Origin of the sequence: Kitasatospora sp. CMC57 (assembly GCF_045866025.2) — a bacterium.
Taxonomy (GTDB): domain Bacteria; phylum Actinomycetota; class Actinomycetes; order Streptomycetales; family Streptomycetaceae; genus Kitasatospora.
This window is the reverse complement of the sequence record NZ_AP035881.2, coordinates 2,125,246-2,140,522: the sequence shown is the minus strand read 5'-3', so window position 1 is coordinate 2,140,522 and position 15,277 is coordinate 2,125,246. Positions and strand designations below refer to the sequence as shown.

11 protein-coding genes are annotated in these 15,277 nt (G+C 70.3%); 8 read left to right on the top strand and 3 right to left on the bottom strand.

From position 1 onward, the window contains the following. From uvrB to ACKUU6_RS09545, 3 genes are all read left to right on the top strand, one after another. Nucleotides 1–2,091, top strand: a complete 2,091-nt coding sequence (gene uvrB / locus ACKUU6_RS09555; protein WP_407988057.1) for an excinuclease ABC subunit UvrB — start codon at nt 1–3, stop codon at nt 2,089–2,091. A gap of 222 nt (nt 2,092–2,313) precedes the next feature. Beyond that, entirely contained in the window at nt 2,314–2,892 is a 579-nt protein-coding gene (locus ACKUU6_RS09550; protein ID WP_407988056.1) for a TerD family protein, read from the top strand. Between the two features lie 245 nt (nt 2,893–3,137). Beyond that, on the top strand, nt 3,138–4,130 hold the full coding sequence (locus ACKUU6_RS09545; protein ID WP_407988055.1) for a TerC family protein: 993 nt from the start codon (nt 3,138–3,140) through the stop codon (nt 4,128–4,130). A gap of 58 nt (nt 4,131–4,188) precedes the next feature. On the opposite strand, the gene ACKUU6_RS09540 is transcribed toward ACKUU6_RS09545, so the two are convergent. The 3 genes from ACKUU6_RS09540 to ACKUU6_RS09530 form a co-directional block, all read right to left on the bottom strand. After that, nucleotides 4,189–5,136, bottom strand: a complete 948-nt coding sequence (locus ACKUU6_RS09540; RefSeq protein ID WP_407988054.1) for a TauD/TfdA dioxygenase family protein — start codon at nt 5,134–5,136, stop codon at nt 4,189–4,191. A 303-nt stretch (nt 5,137–5,439) separates the two neighbouring features. After that, complete coding sequence (locus tag ACKUU6_RS09535; protein ID WP_407988053.1) at nt 5,440–6,090, bottom strand: MBL fold metallo-hydrolase; 651 nt, start codon at nt 6,088–6,090, stop codon at nt 5,440–5,442. 79 nt (nt 6,091–6,169) lie between these two features. Further along, nucleotides 6,170–6,973, bottom strand: coding sequence for a maleylpyruvate isomerase family mycothiol-dependent enzyme (locus tag ACKUU6_RS09530; RefSeq protein WP_407988052.1), 804 nt, complete (start codon nt 6,971–6,973; stop codon nt 6,170–6,172). Nucleotides 6,974–7,277: 304 nt separating this feature from the next. Between ACKUU6_RS09530 and uvrA the strand changes: the two genes are divergently transcribed. The 5 genes from uvrA (at nt 7,278) to ACKUU6_RS09505 (ending at nt 15,240) form a co-directional block, all read left to right on the top strand. Next, nucleotides 7,278–10,163 carry an excinuclease ABC subunit UvrA gene (gene uvrA / locus ACKUU6_RS09525; RefSeq protein ID WP_407988051.1) on the top strand — a complete coding sequence of 962 codons (2,886 nt, stop codon included), beginning with the start codon at nt 7,278–7,280 and terminating at the stop codon, nt 10,161–10,163. Nucleotides 10,164–10,276: 113 nt separating this feature from the next. Beyond that, the gene (locus ACKUU6_RS09520; RefSeq protein ID WP_407988050.1) at nt 10,277–10,729 is read left to right on the top strand and encodes a Rieske (2Fe-2S) protein; all 453 of its coding nucleotides are present in this window, start codon (nt 10,277–10,279) and stop codon (nt 10,727–10,729) included. A gap of 148 nt (nt 10,730–10,877) precedes the next feature. Next, a complete protein-coding gene (locus ACKUU6_RS09515; RefSeq protein ID WP_407988049.1) occupies nt 10,878–11,951 on the top strand; it encodes an ArsR/SmtB family transcription factor in 1,074 nt (357 codons plus the stop codon). 172 nt (nt 11,952–12,123) lie between these two features. Continuing rightward, complete coding sequence (locus ACKUU6_RS09510; RefSeq protein WP_407992078.1) at nt 12,124–13,545, top strand: APC family permease; 1,422 nt, start codon at nt 12,124–12,126, stop codon at nt 13,543–13,545. Between the two features lie 27 nt (nt 13,546–13,572). Then, complete coding sequence (locus ACKUU6_RS09505; protein WP_407988048.1) at nt 13,573–15,240, top strand: flavin monoamine oxidase family protein; 1,668 nt, start codon at nt 13,573–13,575, stop codon at nt 15,238–15,240. Nucleotides 15,241–15,277 lie beyond the last annotated feature (37 nt).

Here is a 15,277-nt window from a genome sequence, read left to right as displayed (position 1 = left end):
GTGCGTCCCATCACGAGTATCGAGCGGTCCGTGGCGCCCTTCGAGGTCGTCAGCCCCTACCAGCCCAGCGGTGACCAGCCGGCGGCCATCGCCGAGCTGGAGCGCCGCATCCGCGCGGGTGAGAAGGACGTCGTCCTGCTCGGTGCCACCGGCACCGGCAAGTCGGCGACCACCGCCTGGATGATCGAGAAGCTGCAACGCCCCACCCTGGTGATGGCGCCGAACAAGACCCTGGCCGCCCAGCTCGCCAACGAGTTCCGCGAGCTGCTGCCGAACAACGCGGTCGAGTACTTCGTCTCGTACTACGACTACTACCAGCCCGAGGCGTACGTCCCCCAGACGGACACCTACATCGAGAAGGACTCCTCGATCAACGAGGAGGTCGAGCGGCTGCGTCACTCGGCGACCAACAGCCTGCTCACCCGCCGCGACGTGATCGTGGTCGCCTCGGTCTCCTGCATCTACGGCCTCGGCACCCCGCAGGAGTACGTCGACCGGATGGCCCAGCTGCACGTCGGCGAGGAGGTCGACCGGGACGCGCTGCTCCGCCGCTTCGTCGACATGCAGTACACCCGCAACGACATCGCGTTCAGCCGGGGCACCTTCCGGGTCCGGGGCGACACGATCGAGATCTTCCCGGTCTACGAGGAGCTAGCGGTCCGGATCGAGATGTTCGGCGACGAGATCGAGGCGCTCTACACGCTGCATCCGCTGACCGGCGAGATCATCAGCCAGGACGAGTCGATCTACGTCTTCCCGGCCTCGCACTACGTCGCCGGCCCCGAGCGCCTGGAGCGCTCGGTCAGGGACATCGAGAAGGAGCTGGAGGAGCGGCTGGTCGTGCTGGAGAAGCAGGGCAAGCTGCTGGAGGCCCAGCGGCTGCGCATGCGCACCACCTACGACCTGGAGATGCTCCGTCAGATCGGCAGCTGCTCGGGCATCGAGAACTACTCGATGCACTTCGACGGCCGTTCCCCCGGCTCCCCGCCGAACACGCTGCTCGACTACTTCCCGGAGGACTTCCTCCTGGTGATCGACGAGTCGCACGTGACCGTCCCGCAGATCGGCGCGATGTACGAGGGCGACGCCTCCCGCAAGCGCTCGCTGGTGGACCACGGCTTCCGGCTGCCGTCCGCGCTGGACAACCGCCCGCTCAAGTGGGAGGAGTTCCTGGAGCGGGTCGGGCAGACGGTCTACCTGTCGGCCACCCCCGGCAAGTTCGAGCTGGCCAGGGGCGAGGGCACGGTGCAGCAGATCATCCGCCCGACCGGCCTGATCGACCCGGAGGTGATCGTCAAGCCGACGGAGGGTCAGATCGACGACCTGGTGCACGAGATCCGCAAGCGGATCGAGAAGGACGAGCGGATTCTCGTCACCACCCTCACCAAGAAGATGTCCGAGGACCTCACCGACTACCTGCTCGGCCTGGACATCCGGGTCCAGTACCTGCACAGCGACGTGGACACGCTGCGCCGGATCGAGCTGCTGCGCGAGCTGCGAGCGGGCAAGTTCGACGTGCTGGTCGGCATCAACCTGCTGCGCGAGGGCCTCGACCTGCCGGAGGTCTCGCTGGTCGCGATCCTGGACGCGGACAAGGAGGGCTTCCTGCGCTCCGGCACCTCGCTGATCCAGACCATCGGCCGCGCCGCCCGTAACGTCTCCGGCCAGGTGCACATGTACGCGGACCGGATCACGCCCTCGATGGAGCTCGCGATCAGCGAGACCAACCGGCGCCGGCTGGTCCAGCAGGACTACAACACCAAGCACGGGATCGACCCGCAGCCGCTCCGGAAGAAGATCGGCGACATCCTCGACACCCTCTCCCGGGAGGACATGGACACCGAGGAGCTGCTCTCCACCGGGTACCGCAACAGCGGGAAGGGCAAGGCCGCCGTCCCGGCGCTGGGCGCCGGCCGCAAGCCGGCCAAGAGCCTGCCCGCGGCGGAGCTGGCCGACCTGATCCAGCAGTTCACCGACCGGATGCACGCGGCCGCGGCCGACCTCCAGTTCGAGCTGGCGGCCCGCCTGCGCGACGAGATCGGCGAGCTCAAGAAGGAGCTCCGGCAGATGCGCGAAGCAGGCATGGCTTAAGCCCGACCGTGTACACACGTAGCACAGTGCGGGGACGCCCCGTGGCCCGAGTCGTGATCCGCGCCACGGGGTGGTCGTTAGCGTGGGGCAATGGTCCGCAGGCTCTAGGGTGGTCCGTGGGCAAAGCCCGTGCAGGGGGCCTCGGCCGGGGGACGGCAAGGGGGTGTTCCGCCGTTGGACCGGTCCTGGTGCGGGCCGGGGTTGAGGAGAGAGGGCAGTACCGTGTCGGTGAATCTGGCCAAGGGACAGCGGGTCAGTCTTCAGAAGAGTTCGGGGGAGTCGCTCACGGTGGTCCGGATGGGCCTGGGCTGGAAGGCGGCGCCCAAGCGCGGCCTGTTCGGCTCCCGGACCAGGCAGATCGACCTAGACGCCTCCGCCCTGCTCTACGCCGAGAAGACCCCCTCGGACGTGGTGTTCTTCCAGCACCTGCTCAGCAACGACGGCTCGGTCCGGCACACCGGTGACAACCTGGTCGGCGGAGCGGGCTCGGAGGACGACGAGTCGATCCTGGTCGACCTGGCCCAGGTGCCGGCCCACATCACCCAGGTGGTGTTCACCGTCAGCTCGTACACCGGGCAGAGCTTCGCCGAGGTCCAGCAGGCGCACTGCCGGCTGGTCGACGCCGGCACCGAACAGGAGTTGGCCCGCTACGAGCTGACCGGCGGCGGCCCGCACACCGGGCAGATCATGGCCAAGGTCTACCGGGACGGCAGCGGCGGCTGGGGCATGCAGGCGATCGGCGCCCCGGCGAAGGCGCGGACGTTCCAGGACATGCTGCCGGCGATCGAGCCGTACCTCTGACCGTTCGTACCCCGGACCGGGGCCGGTCCCTGGGCGTTCCCTTTACCTTCTTTACCTTCTCTTGGGTTTTCTGTTAGGCTCGGCGGTAGCGGAGGGGAGTATTCCCCCGCAGCGTTCCCGTCATCACGGGTGCCTTCGTCGGCACCCCGGGGCGCTGGTCCGGTCCGGCCGAGCGTGGCCGACGGGCGGAAGAGACCTCCGGCAGTGACGATGCATGTCTCGCCTACCTGCCGGAGGAGCAGCTAGTGGACGTTTCCGTAAGCCTCTGGATCGGGACCATCGGGGTCCTGATCGCCCTGGTCGTCGCCGACTTCTTCATCGGTGGCCGAAAGCCGCACGAGGTCTCCATCAAGGAGGCCGGGATCTGGACCGCGGTCTGGGTCGCGCTGGCCCTGGTCTTCGGTGGCTTCCTCTGGTGGCACGGCGGCTCGCAGCCGGCCGGCGAGTTCTTCGCCGGGTACATCACCGAGAAGTCGCTGAGTGTCGACAACCTCTTCGTCTTCATCCTGATCATGGGCAAGTTCGCGGTGCCCCGGATCTACCAGCAGCGCGTGCTGATGGTCGGCGTGATCATCGCGCTGGTGCTCCGCGCGGTCTTCATCGCCGGTGGTGCCGCGCTGGTCTCCGAGTTCTCCTGGGTCTTCTACATCTTCGGCGCCTTCCTGGTCTGGACGGCCTGGAAGCTGATCAAGGACGCCCTGGCCGACGAGGAGGACGAGGAGTTCGAGGAGAACCGCCTGCTCAAGGCGGTCGAGCGGCGCTTCCCGTCGACGGACAAGTACCACGGCACCAAGCTGATGATCACGCAGAACGGCAAGCGGCTGATGACGCCGATGCTGATCGTGATGCTCGCGATCGGCACCACCGACGTGCTGTTCGCGCTCGACTCGATCCCGGCGATCTTCGGCCTGACCCAGGACCCGTACATCGTGTTCACCGCCAACGCCTTCGCGCTGATGGGTCTGCGCCAGCTGTACTTCCTGATCGGCGGCCTGCTGAAGAAGCTGGTCCACCTCAGCTACGGCCTGTCGGTGATCCTCGGCTTCATCGGTGTGAAGCTGGTGCTGCACGCCCTGCACGAGAGCGGCGTGCACGTCCCCGAGATCGGTATCCCGCTCTCGCTCGGCGTCATCGGCGGCGTGCTGGTGGTCACCACCGTCACCAGCCTGATCGCCTCCCGCAAGCAGGAGGCGGCCGCCGCCGCGACCGCCACCGAGAAGGACCAGATCGACGCCTGACGTCCGATCAGCGAGAGGGGCGCCCCGGGTTTCCTGCCGGGGCGCCCCTTCCGCGTGCTCAGCCGCCCAGGGCCGCCGCCTCCGGCTGCTCGGCCGGGATCAGCCCGGCCACCGCCGGGGGCTCGGTGGGCTCGACCAGTCGGCTCGGGGTGCCGTCCACGCCGACCGGCAGGTCGCCGTCCAGGGTGATCCGGCGAACCAGGCGCGGTTGGTCGCCGTAGTCGTTGACGGCGTAGTGCTGGGTGGCCCGGTTGTCCCAGATCGCCACGTCGCCGACCTTCCAGTCCCAGCGGACGGTGTTCTCCAGCCGCTCCACGTACCGCTGGAAGAGCTTGATCAGGGCCTGGCTGTCGGCCCCGGAGACGCCCACGATCTTCTGTGCGAACGCCCCGAGCAGCAGGCTCCGCTCGCCGGTCACCGGGTGCACCCGCACCACCGGGTGCTCCGTCTTGAAGGCGGTGGAGACGAAGACCTGCCGGAACAGCGCGGCGATCTCCCGGTTGTCAGCCAGCGCCAGCGTGGCCGCGTAGTCGTAGTCGTTGGTGTGCACGGCCCGCAGGCTCTCGGCCAGCGTCTTCAACGGTGCCGGCAGGTCCTCGTACGCGGCGGCGGTGTTGGCCCAGACCGTCGAGCCACCCGCCTCCGGAAGTTCCAGCGCACGCAGCACGGACGCCTTCGGGTAGGACGGTACGAACGTCACGTCGGTGTGCCAGTTGTTGGCCCGGACGCCCTTGGTGGCGTCCAGCTCGAAGATGTACCGCCCGTCCGCACTCGGCACGGTCGGGTGCCCCACCGGGTGGCCGAGCAGCCGCGCGAACGCCTCGTGCCCGGCGTCGTCCAGCTGCCGCTGCCCCCGGAAGAACAGCACCTTGTGCCGGTACAGCGCGGCCTCGATCGCGGCCACGGTGTCCGGGTCGAGCGAGCTGCTCAGCTCGATGTCGTGCACGACGGCCCCGATCCGGCCGGCGGCGGGGGTGAGACGGAGTTCGGTGGCGACGGTGGTCATGGCAGTCCTCCAGAACAGGGGTACGACGGAACTCCCGCCCCGGGGCAGGCGAGTACGACCCGGGCGGTGGAGCGCAGGGGGGGTGACGGTCGGTCAGACGGCGAGCGGGCTGCGGCGACGACAGCAGCCGGTGCGGGGGAGCGGACAGCGGCGGGTCATCGTCTCCCCTTCCGTCTCGTGGTTCGAATTGCGTTCATCGTTCCGCACCGGCCTGGCGGCGGTGTTGCGGCCGCATGAAATCTCCCGGCCAACGCCGGAGGCCCGCTCCCCGGGTGGGGAACGGGCCTCCGGGTCGACCGGTCGTCACCAGCCGCGTGTGCGCCATTCCGGCAGGTGGGGGCGTTCGGCGCCGAGGGTGGTGTCGTTGCCGTGGCCGGGGTAGACCCAGGTCTCGTCGGGGAGGACGAAGAGCTTCTCGGTGACGTCCCGGTACAGGCTGTCGAAGGCGGCCGGGTCCTTCCAGGTGTTGCCGATGCCGCCGGGGAAGAGGCAGTCGCCGGTGAAGAGGTGCGGGTGGCCCTGGGGGTCGTCGTAGGCCAGCACGATCGCGCCCGGGGTGTGCCCGGTCAGCTGGCGGACCGTCAGGTCGACCTGGCCGACCCGGAGGGTGTCGCCGTCGTCGAGCGGCAGGTCGGTGGGGACGGGGATGCCGGGTGCGTCGATCCGGCCGGCGGCCGTGCGGGCTCCGGTGGCGGCGACCACCTCGGCCAGGGCGCCCCAGTGGTCGGCGTGCCGGTGGGTGGTGACCACGGTGGCCAGCTGGTCGCCGACCGACTCCAGCAGTACCGGGGCGTCCGCCGCCGCGTCGATCAGCAGCTGCTCGTCGGTGGCGCGGCAGCGCAGCAGGTAGGCGTTGTTCTCGTACGGGCCGACCGCGATCTTGGTGATGATCAGGTGGGCCAGCTCCCGTACGTCCGGCGGGCCGCCGACCTTCACTGCTCCGTGGTACGTCATCGCGCCGCTGCTCCTCGCTCGCACTGGACCTGTAACCGGTCCTGGACCTGAATCCGAACCGGAACCGCCATCATGCCTCTCAGCCCATCGGCGGGAGCTGCGGCAGGGCGGTGTGGTCCAGCTCCGTGCCGTCCCGGTGGACGTGCAGGCCGGTGCCGTCGGAGCGGCCGGACAGCCAGGCGGCGAGGGTGCGGACCGGGCCCTGGACGGTGAGCTGCTCGGGGCCGTCGCCGAGGGCGGCCCGCTGGCCGGTGTCGGTGGCCGCCAGTGTGAGCGTGGGCAGTCCCTCGGTCTTCTCGAACTGCTCGGCCAGGCGGGGGAGTTCACCTTCCGCGAAGCCGGTGGGCCACTGTCCTGGGGTGTAGTCGGCGCCGAGGTCGACCAGGTGGTACTCGATCTCCATCTGCCGCTTCAGCGGGAGCTCGTAGGCCGGGAAGAGGTAGCCGGAGCGGTGCCGGATCTGCGCCGTCCAGGCCTCGTCGGGCAGCTGGGCGGCGGCCGCCATGAAGCGCTCGTGGCTGGCCGCGAGATCGGCCAGCTGCTCGGCCAGTGGCCGGGGGGCGCCCAGCTCGATGTCCTCGTCCCGGGCGGTGGGGGAGGCGTACTGCGGGATGTCCTGGCCGGTGCGGGCGCCGTTCAGCAGGTTGACCAGGGAGTCGGCGTTCCGGGCGATGTGGGTGAGGACGTGCCCCTTGGTCCAGCCCGGCAGGGCGGACGGCTCGGCGACCGCCGTCGGGGTCAGGCCGCCGGTCTCCCGCAGCAGGGTCGCGGTGGACTCCTCGACGGCGCGCAGGCGGGCGGCCGCGATCCCGGCGGCGGTGCGGGCGGCGGCGGGGTCGGCGCCGGGAGCGGCGCTGCCGGAGTCGGCGTGGGAGTCGGTCATGTTGCGGCCTCCGATTCGGTGTGCTCTCGGGCGTTGCCCCGAGGGGGCGCGGCTCGTTGACACCGTGACGCTACCGGGGTGCCGGTCGCCGAACAGGGGTTTTTCCGGCTGGATTCCCGCCGGGGCCGGACGGGGCGTCACCCGTTCGGGTGGAATCGGTTGGCCAGGCTCGATATTCGAACGCCTGAGCTAGTAGGCTGACTGGCGCACACTGGAAGAATTCACCCGATTGCGCTTGTTGGTCCCAGCAGTGGGCCACGCAGCCCTTCCCAGCCACCTCCCCCGGAGAAAGGCGCCAGAAGCAGTGGCCGACCGCCTCATCGTCCGTGGTGCTCGCGAGCACAACCTCAAGAACGTCTCGCTCGACCTGCCGCGCGACTCCCTCATCGTCTTCACCGGCCTCTCCGGCTCCGGCAAGTCCTCGCTCGCGTTCGACACGATCTTCGCGGAGGGCCAGCGCCGCTACGTCGAGTCGCTGTCCTCGTACGCGCGCCAGTTCCTCGGCCAGATGGACAAGCCCGACGTCGACTTCATCGAGGGCCTCTCGCCGGCCGTCTCGATCGACCAGAAGTCCACCAACCGCAATCCGCGCTCCACCGTCGGCACCATCACCGAGGTCTACGACTACCTCCGCCTGCTGTTCGCCCGGATCGGCAAGCCGCACTGCCCGCACTGCGCCCGCCCGATCGCCAAGCAGTCCCCGCAGGCGATCGTCGACCGGGTGCTGGAGCTCAAGGAGGGCACCCGCTTCCAGGTGCTCAGCCCGGTGGTCCGGGAGCGCAAGGGCGAGTTCGTCGACCTCTTCGCCGACCTCCAGTCCAAGGGCTACGCGCGCGCCCGGGTGGACGGCGTCACCGTCCAGCTCACCGAGCCGCCCACGCTCAAGAAGCAGGAGAAGCACACCATCGAGGTGGTCATCGACCGCCTGACGGTCAAGGAGAGCGCCAAGCGCCGCCTGACCGACTCGGTGGAGACCGCGCTCAAGCTGGCCGGCGGCATGGTGGTGCTCGACTTCGTCGACCTCCCGGAGGAGGACCCGGAGCGCGAGCGGATGTACTCCGAGCACCTGTACTGCCCGTACGACGACGTCTCCTTCGAGGAGCTGGAGCCGCGTTCGTTCTCCTTCAACTCCCCGTTCGGCGCCTGCCCCGACTGCTCGGGCCTCGGCAACCGGATGGAGGTCGACCCGGAGCTGGTCATCCCGGACGAGGAGAAGTCGCTCGAAGAGGGCGCCATCCACCCGTGGTCCCAGGGCCACACCAAGGAGTACTTCCAGCGCCTCACCGACGCGCTCTCCGGCGAGCTCGGCTTCCGTACCGACATCCCCTGGGCCGGCCTGCCGGCGCGGGCCAGGAAGGCGCTGCTGTACGGGCACAAGACCCAGGTCGAGGTCCGCTACAACAACCGGTACGGGCGCGAGCGCTCCTACACCGCGCCGTTCGAGGGTGCGATCCCGTTCGTGACGCGGCGGCACTCCGAGTCGGAGAGCGACAGCAGCCGCGAGCGCTTCGAGGGGTACATGCGCGAGGTGCCGTGCCCCACCTGCCGGGGCACCCGGCTCAAGCCTGTGATCCTGGCGGTCACCGTCCTCGGCAAGTCGATCGCCGACGTCTCCGCGATGTCGATCGCCGACTGCGCCGAGTTCCTCGGTGCGATGAAGCTCGACGCACGGGACAAGCAGATCGCCGAGCGGGTGCTCAAGGAGGTCAACGAGCGGCTCCGCTTCCTGGTCGACGTCGGCCTGGACTACCTCTCGCTGAACCGCGCGGCCGGCACCCTGTCCGGCGGCGAGGCGCAGCGCATCCGGCTCGCCACCCAGATCGGCTCCGGCCTGGTCGGCGTGCTGTACGTGCTGGACGAGCCCTCGATCGGTCTGCACCAGCGGGACAACCACCGGCTGATCGAGACCCTGGTCCGGCTCCGCGACATCGGCAACACGCTGATCGTGGTCGAGCACGACGAGGACACCATCAAGACCGCCGACTGGGTGGTCGACATCGGCCCCGGCGCCGGTGAGCACGGCGGCAAGGTGGTGCACTCGGGCTCGCTCAAGGAGCTGCTCACCAACGACGAGTCGATCACCGGTCAGTATCTCTCGGGCCGCCGCGCCATCCCCACCCCGGAGATCCGCCGCCCGCGTGACAAGAAGCGGCAGATCATCGTGCACGGCGCCCGCGAGCACAACCTGCAGGACGTCACGGTCGCCTTCCCGCTCGGCACCTTCACCGCGATCACCGGCGTCTCGGGCTCCGGCAAGTCGACGCTGGTCAACGACATCCTCTACACCCACCTGGCCCGCGAGCTGAACGGCGCGCGCAGCGTCCCCGGCCGGCACACCCGGGTCACCGGCACCGACCTGGTCGACAAGGTCGTGCACGTGGACCAGTCGCCGATCGGCCGCACCCCCCGGTCCAACCCGGCGACGTACACCGGTGTCTTCGACAACGTCCGCAAGCTGTTCGCGGAGACCCAGGAGGCCAAGGTCCGGGGCTACCTGCCCGGCCGGTTCTCGTTCAACGTCAAGGGCGGCCGCTGCGAGCACTGCTCCGGTGACGGCACCATCAAGATCGAGATGAACTTCCTGCCGGACGTCTACGTCCCCTGCGAGGTCTGCCACGGCGCCCGCTACAACCGGGAGACGCTGGAGGTCCACTACAAGGGCAAGTCCATCGCCGAGGTGCTGGACATGCCGATCGAGGAGGGCATGCACTTCTTCGAGGCCGTCCCGGCGATCCACCGGCACCTGCGCACGCTGCACGACGTCGGCCTCGGCTACGTCCGGCTCGGCCAGTCCGCGCCGACCCTCTCCGGCGGCGAGGCGCAGCGCGTCAAGCTCGCCTCCGAGCTGCAGAAGCGTTCCACCGGGCGGACGGTCTACGTGCTCGACGAGCCGACCACCGGTCTGCACTTCGAGGACATCAGCAAGCTGATCAAGGTGCTGGACGGCCTGGTGGAGAAGGGCAACACGGTCATCGTCATCGAGCACAACCTCGACGTGATCAAGACCGCCGACTGGGTCGTCGACATGGGCCCCGAGGGCGGCAGCGGCGGCGGCACGGTGGTCGCCGAGGGCACCCCCGAGGAGATCGCGAACGTGACGGCCAGCCACACCGGCAAGTTCCTCCGCGACATCCTGCTCCCGCCGGTCGTCCCGGCACCACGGAAGCGGGCGACGGCCAAGAAGAAGTAGCGGTACCCCGAAGGGCCGTGGTGCCGGACGAATCCCGGTACCACGGCCCTTCGTCGCCCCGACGTAGACTGCGGCACCGACCCCGTCCGTACCCGTCGAGGGAGCCGTCACCGATGACCGACACCACGCCCGCCCCCAGCCGCCGGACCATGCTCTGTTGCGGCGCCGCCCTGGCCGCCGGAGGCGCGGCCGTCGCGGTGACCGGCTGCGGCTCCTCCGACACCGACTCCGCCGACTCGGCGACCGGCGCCACCGCTGCCCCCGCTACGGCAACCCTGGTGACGGTGGGTGCGGTGGCCGACGTGCCGGTGGGCGGCGGCAAGGTGTACCGGGAGGCCAAGATCGTCATCACCCAGCCGACGGCCGGTGAGTACAAGGCGTTCAGCGCCAAGTGCACCCACGCGGGCTGCGTGGTGGACGAGATCAAGGACGGCACGGTCAACTGCCCGTGCCACTACAGCAAGTTCGCCCTCGCCGACGGTTCGGTCAAGGGCGGCCCGGCCCCGAGCCCGCTCCCGGCCTACCAGGTCGCCCTCAAGGACGGCGCCTTCCAGGTGACCAAGTAGGCCGTGAACGCAGGGACGGTCTCCCGGTGCCCGGACCCCCGTGCCGGGCACCGGCACCTGCGGATCATCCTGCGCGGTGGGCAGGGGTTCAGGACAGGGGTTTCAGGGGTGCCTTAAAGGTGCAGTCTGGTACGGACGGGGGGAAGCCGTGTTACGTGTCCATCTGACCACCGACGACTTGCTGCGGGTGCGGGTGGCGCCCACGGTCGGGCCGCTGGCCGAGGCGTACCACAGCCTGGAGGCCCTGACCGGGCCCGGTGGCTGGGCCCAGTTCCGGCCCTGGCGGCAGAAGTTCCGCGGCGGCCCGCTGGCCGAGGGCATCCGCCCGCTCGCCTCGTTGATCCCCGGCCCGGGTCCCTGCTTCGACCTGGGTGCGCTGACCGGCACCGGCCCCTCCGTCGAGGCGGGCCTCGACCAGCTGCTGGGGGCGCCGGACGAGCTGGTCCGGCTGGAGCTGGGCAACATCGCGGCGCCCCGGGCCGACCAGCGCTGGATCCGCGCCCTGATGGAGGGTGACCTGACCGCCCGTCAGCGGCTGGCCGACTCGGTGGCGGCCTGCCACCGCTTCACCGTCGGCCCGTACTGGGGCCGGATCCAGGCCCACCTGGACGCGGTCAGGGCCGACCTGGCCCGCTCACTGCTGAGCGGTGGGGTGGAGCAGCTGCTCGGCACCTTCTGCACCCCGACGATCCGCTGGCGGGCGCCGGTGCTGGAGATCGGTTACCCGCACGCGTCGGAGGTCCACCTCAAGGGACGGGGGCTGGTGCTGGCACCGATGGTCTTCCTGGCCGACCCGCCGGTGCTGCTGACCGACTCGCTGGACCCGGACGCGCCGGCCGTGCTCGCCTTCCCCACCGTCCGGGATCCGCTGACCGCCGCGCAACTGTGGAGCGAGGACCCGACGGACCGCCAGTCGCTCACCGCGCTGCTCGGCCGCACCAGGGCGGCCGCCCTGGAGATCGTCACCGAGGGCTGCACCACCACCGAACTGGCCCGGCGCCTCAACGTCTCCCCGTCCTCGGCCAGCCAGCACGCCACGGTGCTGCGCAACGCCCGCCTGATCACCACCCAGCGGCGGGGCGGCGCGGTCCTGCACACCGTGACCCGGCTCGGCATCGACCTGCTCAACCGCACGGCGTGCGGCCCGGGGCCGGTCGGGCCCGCGCCGGACGGCGCGCACCCGAGGGCCCCTCGTACAGATGACAGGCCGTCAATCCTTTAACAGTCCCGGCTACATCCTGCTCATCCCGTCGAGGGCGCGCCGCCCAGCACACTGGGCGCTCCATCCCCCATGCGCCTCCTGGGAGTTCACGGTGTCCCCAACCGATCAGCAGTCCCCGCCCCCGGTGCAGCGGCTGAGAGCCAACTCGGTCGGCCTGGCCGGCGTGGTCTTCATGGCACTGGCCACCGCCGCCCCGATCACCGCGATGACCGGCAACCTGCCGGTGGTGGTCGGCGGCGGCAACGGGGTGCACGCGCCGGCCGGATTCCTCTTCGTCACCGTGGTGCTGACCGTCTTCACCGTCGGGTACGTGTCGATGGCCAGGCACATCACCACCGCCGGGGCGTTCTACGGCTTCGTCTCGCAGGGTCTCGGCCGGGTGGTGGGCATGGCCTCGGGCCTGCTCGCGGTGCTCGCCTACGTGGTCTTCGAGGCCTCCATCGTGGGCATCTTCGCGTACTTCTCGCAGCAGGCCTTCGAGGCCCAGTTCGGCCTCGATCTCCCGTGGCAGGTCTTCGCGTTGGTGATGCTGGCGATCACCGCCGTGCTGTCCTACTTCGACCTGGAGGTGGCCTCCAAGGTGCTGGCCGTCTTCCTGGTCGGCGAGGTGGTGATGCTGACGCTGCTGGCCGGTTCGGTGCTGGCGCACGGCGGCGGCCCGACCGGTCTGCACTGGGGCACGCTCAACCCGACCGGCGCCTTCGCCGGGGTCAACGCGGGGGTCGGGCTGTTCTTCTGCTTCTGGTCGTGGATCGGCTTCGAGTCCACCGCGATGTACGGCGAGGAGTCCCGCAACCCGCGCCGGATCATCCCGCGGGCCACCCTGCTCGCGGTGCTCACCCTCGGCGTGCTGTACACCTTCGTCACCTGGATGGTGCTGGCCGCCGACACCCCCGAGGCGGCGGTCGGCCTGGCCACCGGTTCCACCCCGCTCGACCTGTTCCTGGTGCCGGCCAGGACGTACCTCGGCGGCTGGGCGGTCACCGCGTTCCAGTGGCTGATGGTCACCAGCGCCTTCGCCTGCGGGATGGCCTTCCACCAGTGCGCCTCGCGCTACCTCTACGCGATCGGCCGGGAGGGCTTCCTGCACCCGGCGCTCGGCCGCACCCACTCGGTGCACGGCTCGCCGTACGTCGCCTCGTTCACCCAGACCGGCATCGCGCTGGCCCTGGTCTGCGGCTTCTGGTTCACCGGACAGGACCCGTACGTCGGGCTGTACACGCTGACCGCGATCCTCGGCACGCTCGCGCTGCTGGTGGTGCAGACGCTCTGCTCGTTCGCGGTGATCGCCTACTTCCGCCGCAACCACCCCGAGTCCAGGCACTGGTTCCGCACGCTGGTCGCGCCGCTGCTCGGCGGGCTCGGCATGTTCGCCGCGATCGTGCTGCTGGTGGTCAACCTGGACACCGCCGCCGGGGCCGCCTCCGAGATCTTCTTCTTCAAGCTGATCCCCTGGATCGTCGGCGCGGTCTTCCTCGGCGGTATCGGCCTGGCCCTCTACATGCGGGCCCGTCACCCCGACCGCTACGAGGTGATGGGCCGGCTGGTGGTCGAGGACGCCCAGGAACGCACCGAAGAGCCCGTCGCAGTCTGAGACCCAGCACCGGAAGGGAACCCCCACATGTCCCGCTCCCCGTACACCCGCCTGCTCCGCTCCGCCCTCGCCGACCAGGCCGCCGCCGAACGGCTCCGGCTCCCGGTCGACGAGTACACCGGCCTCCGCGACGCCGCCCGCGCCGAGCCCGACGGCCCCTCCCGTCGCGCCCTGCTGGCCCGGGCCGCCGCCCTCGGCCTCGGGGTCGGCCTGGCCGGGACGGCCGCCGCCCCGAAGGCCAGGGCCGCCGCCGTGAGCCAGAAGTTCACCGGACCTACGCCCCGGATCGCGATCATCGGCGCCGGGATCTCCGGCCTGAACGCCGCCCTCACCCTGGCCGACAAGGGAGTCGCTGCCACCGTCTACGAGGCCGACACTGCCAGGGTCGGCGGCCGGATGTACTCCAAGGCCGACTGGGCCCAGGGCCAGGTCTCGGAGTACGGCGCCGAGTTGATCGACACCGGTCACCACACCATGCTCCAGCTCTGTCAGCGCTTCGGCCTCGCCACCACCTCGATCCGGCACTTCTCCGACGGCGAGCAGACCCTGCAGTTCCAGGGCGGCTACTACCCGCGCGCCACCGCCGACGCCGACTTCAAGCAGATCTGGCAGACCATCAAGAGCGACATCCAGGCCGGCGGCTCCGGACCGACCTGGAACGACCACAACCAGGCCGCCGTCACCCTGGACCGGATGTCGGTCCGGGAGTGGATCAACACCCGGGTCCCCGGCGGCACATCCAGCCGGCTCGGCGCGCTGCTCGACGTCGCCTACGCGGTCGAGTACGGCGCCGACACCACCGCCCAGTCCGCGTACGCGCTGCTGCTGATGCTCTCCTGGCAGGCCAACCCGGGGAGCTTCAACATCTGGGGCGGCAGCGACGAGCGCTATCACGTCACCGGCGGCAACGACCAGGTCCCGCGCGCGATCGCCGCCGCGCTGCCGGCCGGCACCGTCCAGTCCGGTCACACCCTGGCGGCGGTGGTCCGCAACGCCGACGGCAGCCAGACCCTCACCTTCCGGCTGGACGGCGGCGGCACCAGGACCGTCACCGCCGACCACACCATCCTGGCGCTGCCGCTCCCGGTGCTCCAGCAGCGGGTGGACCTGACCGGCGCCGGTCTCGACCCGATGATGCGCAAGGTGCTCACCGACATGACGATGGGCTTCTGCACCAAGCTCAACATGCAGTTCAGCAGCCGCCCGTGGACCGGTACCGGACCCTGGCCCGGCGTCTCCGGCGGCGAGTGCTTCAGCGACCAGCCGTTCCAGCAGGCCTGGGAGGTGACGAAGGGTCAGCCCGGCACCAACGGCCTGCTGATCCAGTACCACGGCGGCACCCCCGCCAGGTCCCTCGCTCCCGGTGCCCCGTTCACCGACGCCACCAACAGCTACACCCGCAACCTGGCCACCACCTACCTCACCCAGATCGACCGCCTCTGGCCCGGCACCAAGGCCGCCTGGACCGGCAGGGCCGCCCTCTCCGCCTGGCACCTCAACCCGAACACCCTCGGCGCCTACTCCTGCTGGCCGGTCGGCTACCTGACCAGCTGCGCCGGCTACGAGGGCACCGCCCAGGGCCGCCTGCACTTCGCCGGCGAGCACACCTCCTACGACTTCCAGGGCTACATGGAGGGCGGCGCGACGGAGGGCGCCCGCGCCGCCGGGGAGGTGCTGGCCGCCATCGGGGCGTAACTGACACGGCGGCCCCGGGTGTCAGGGCGGATCGGTA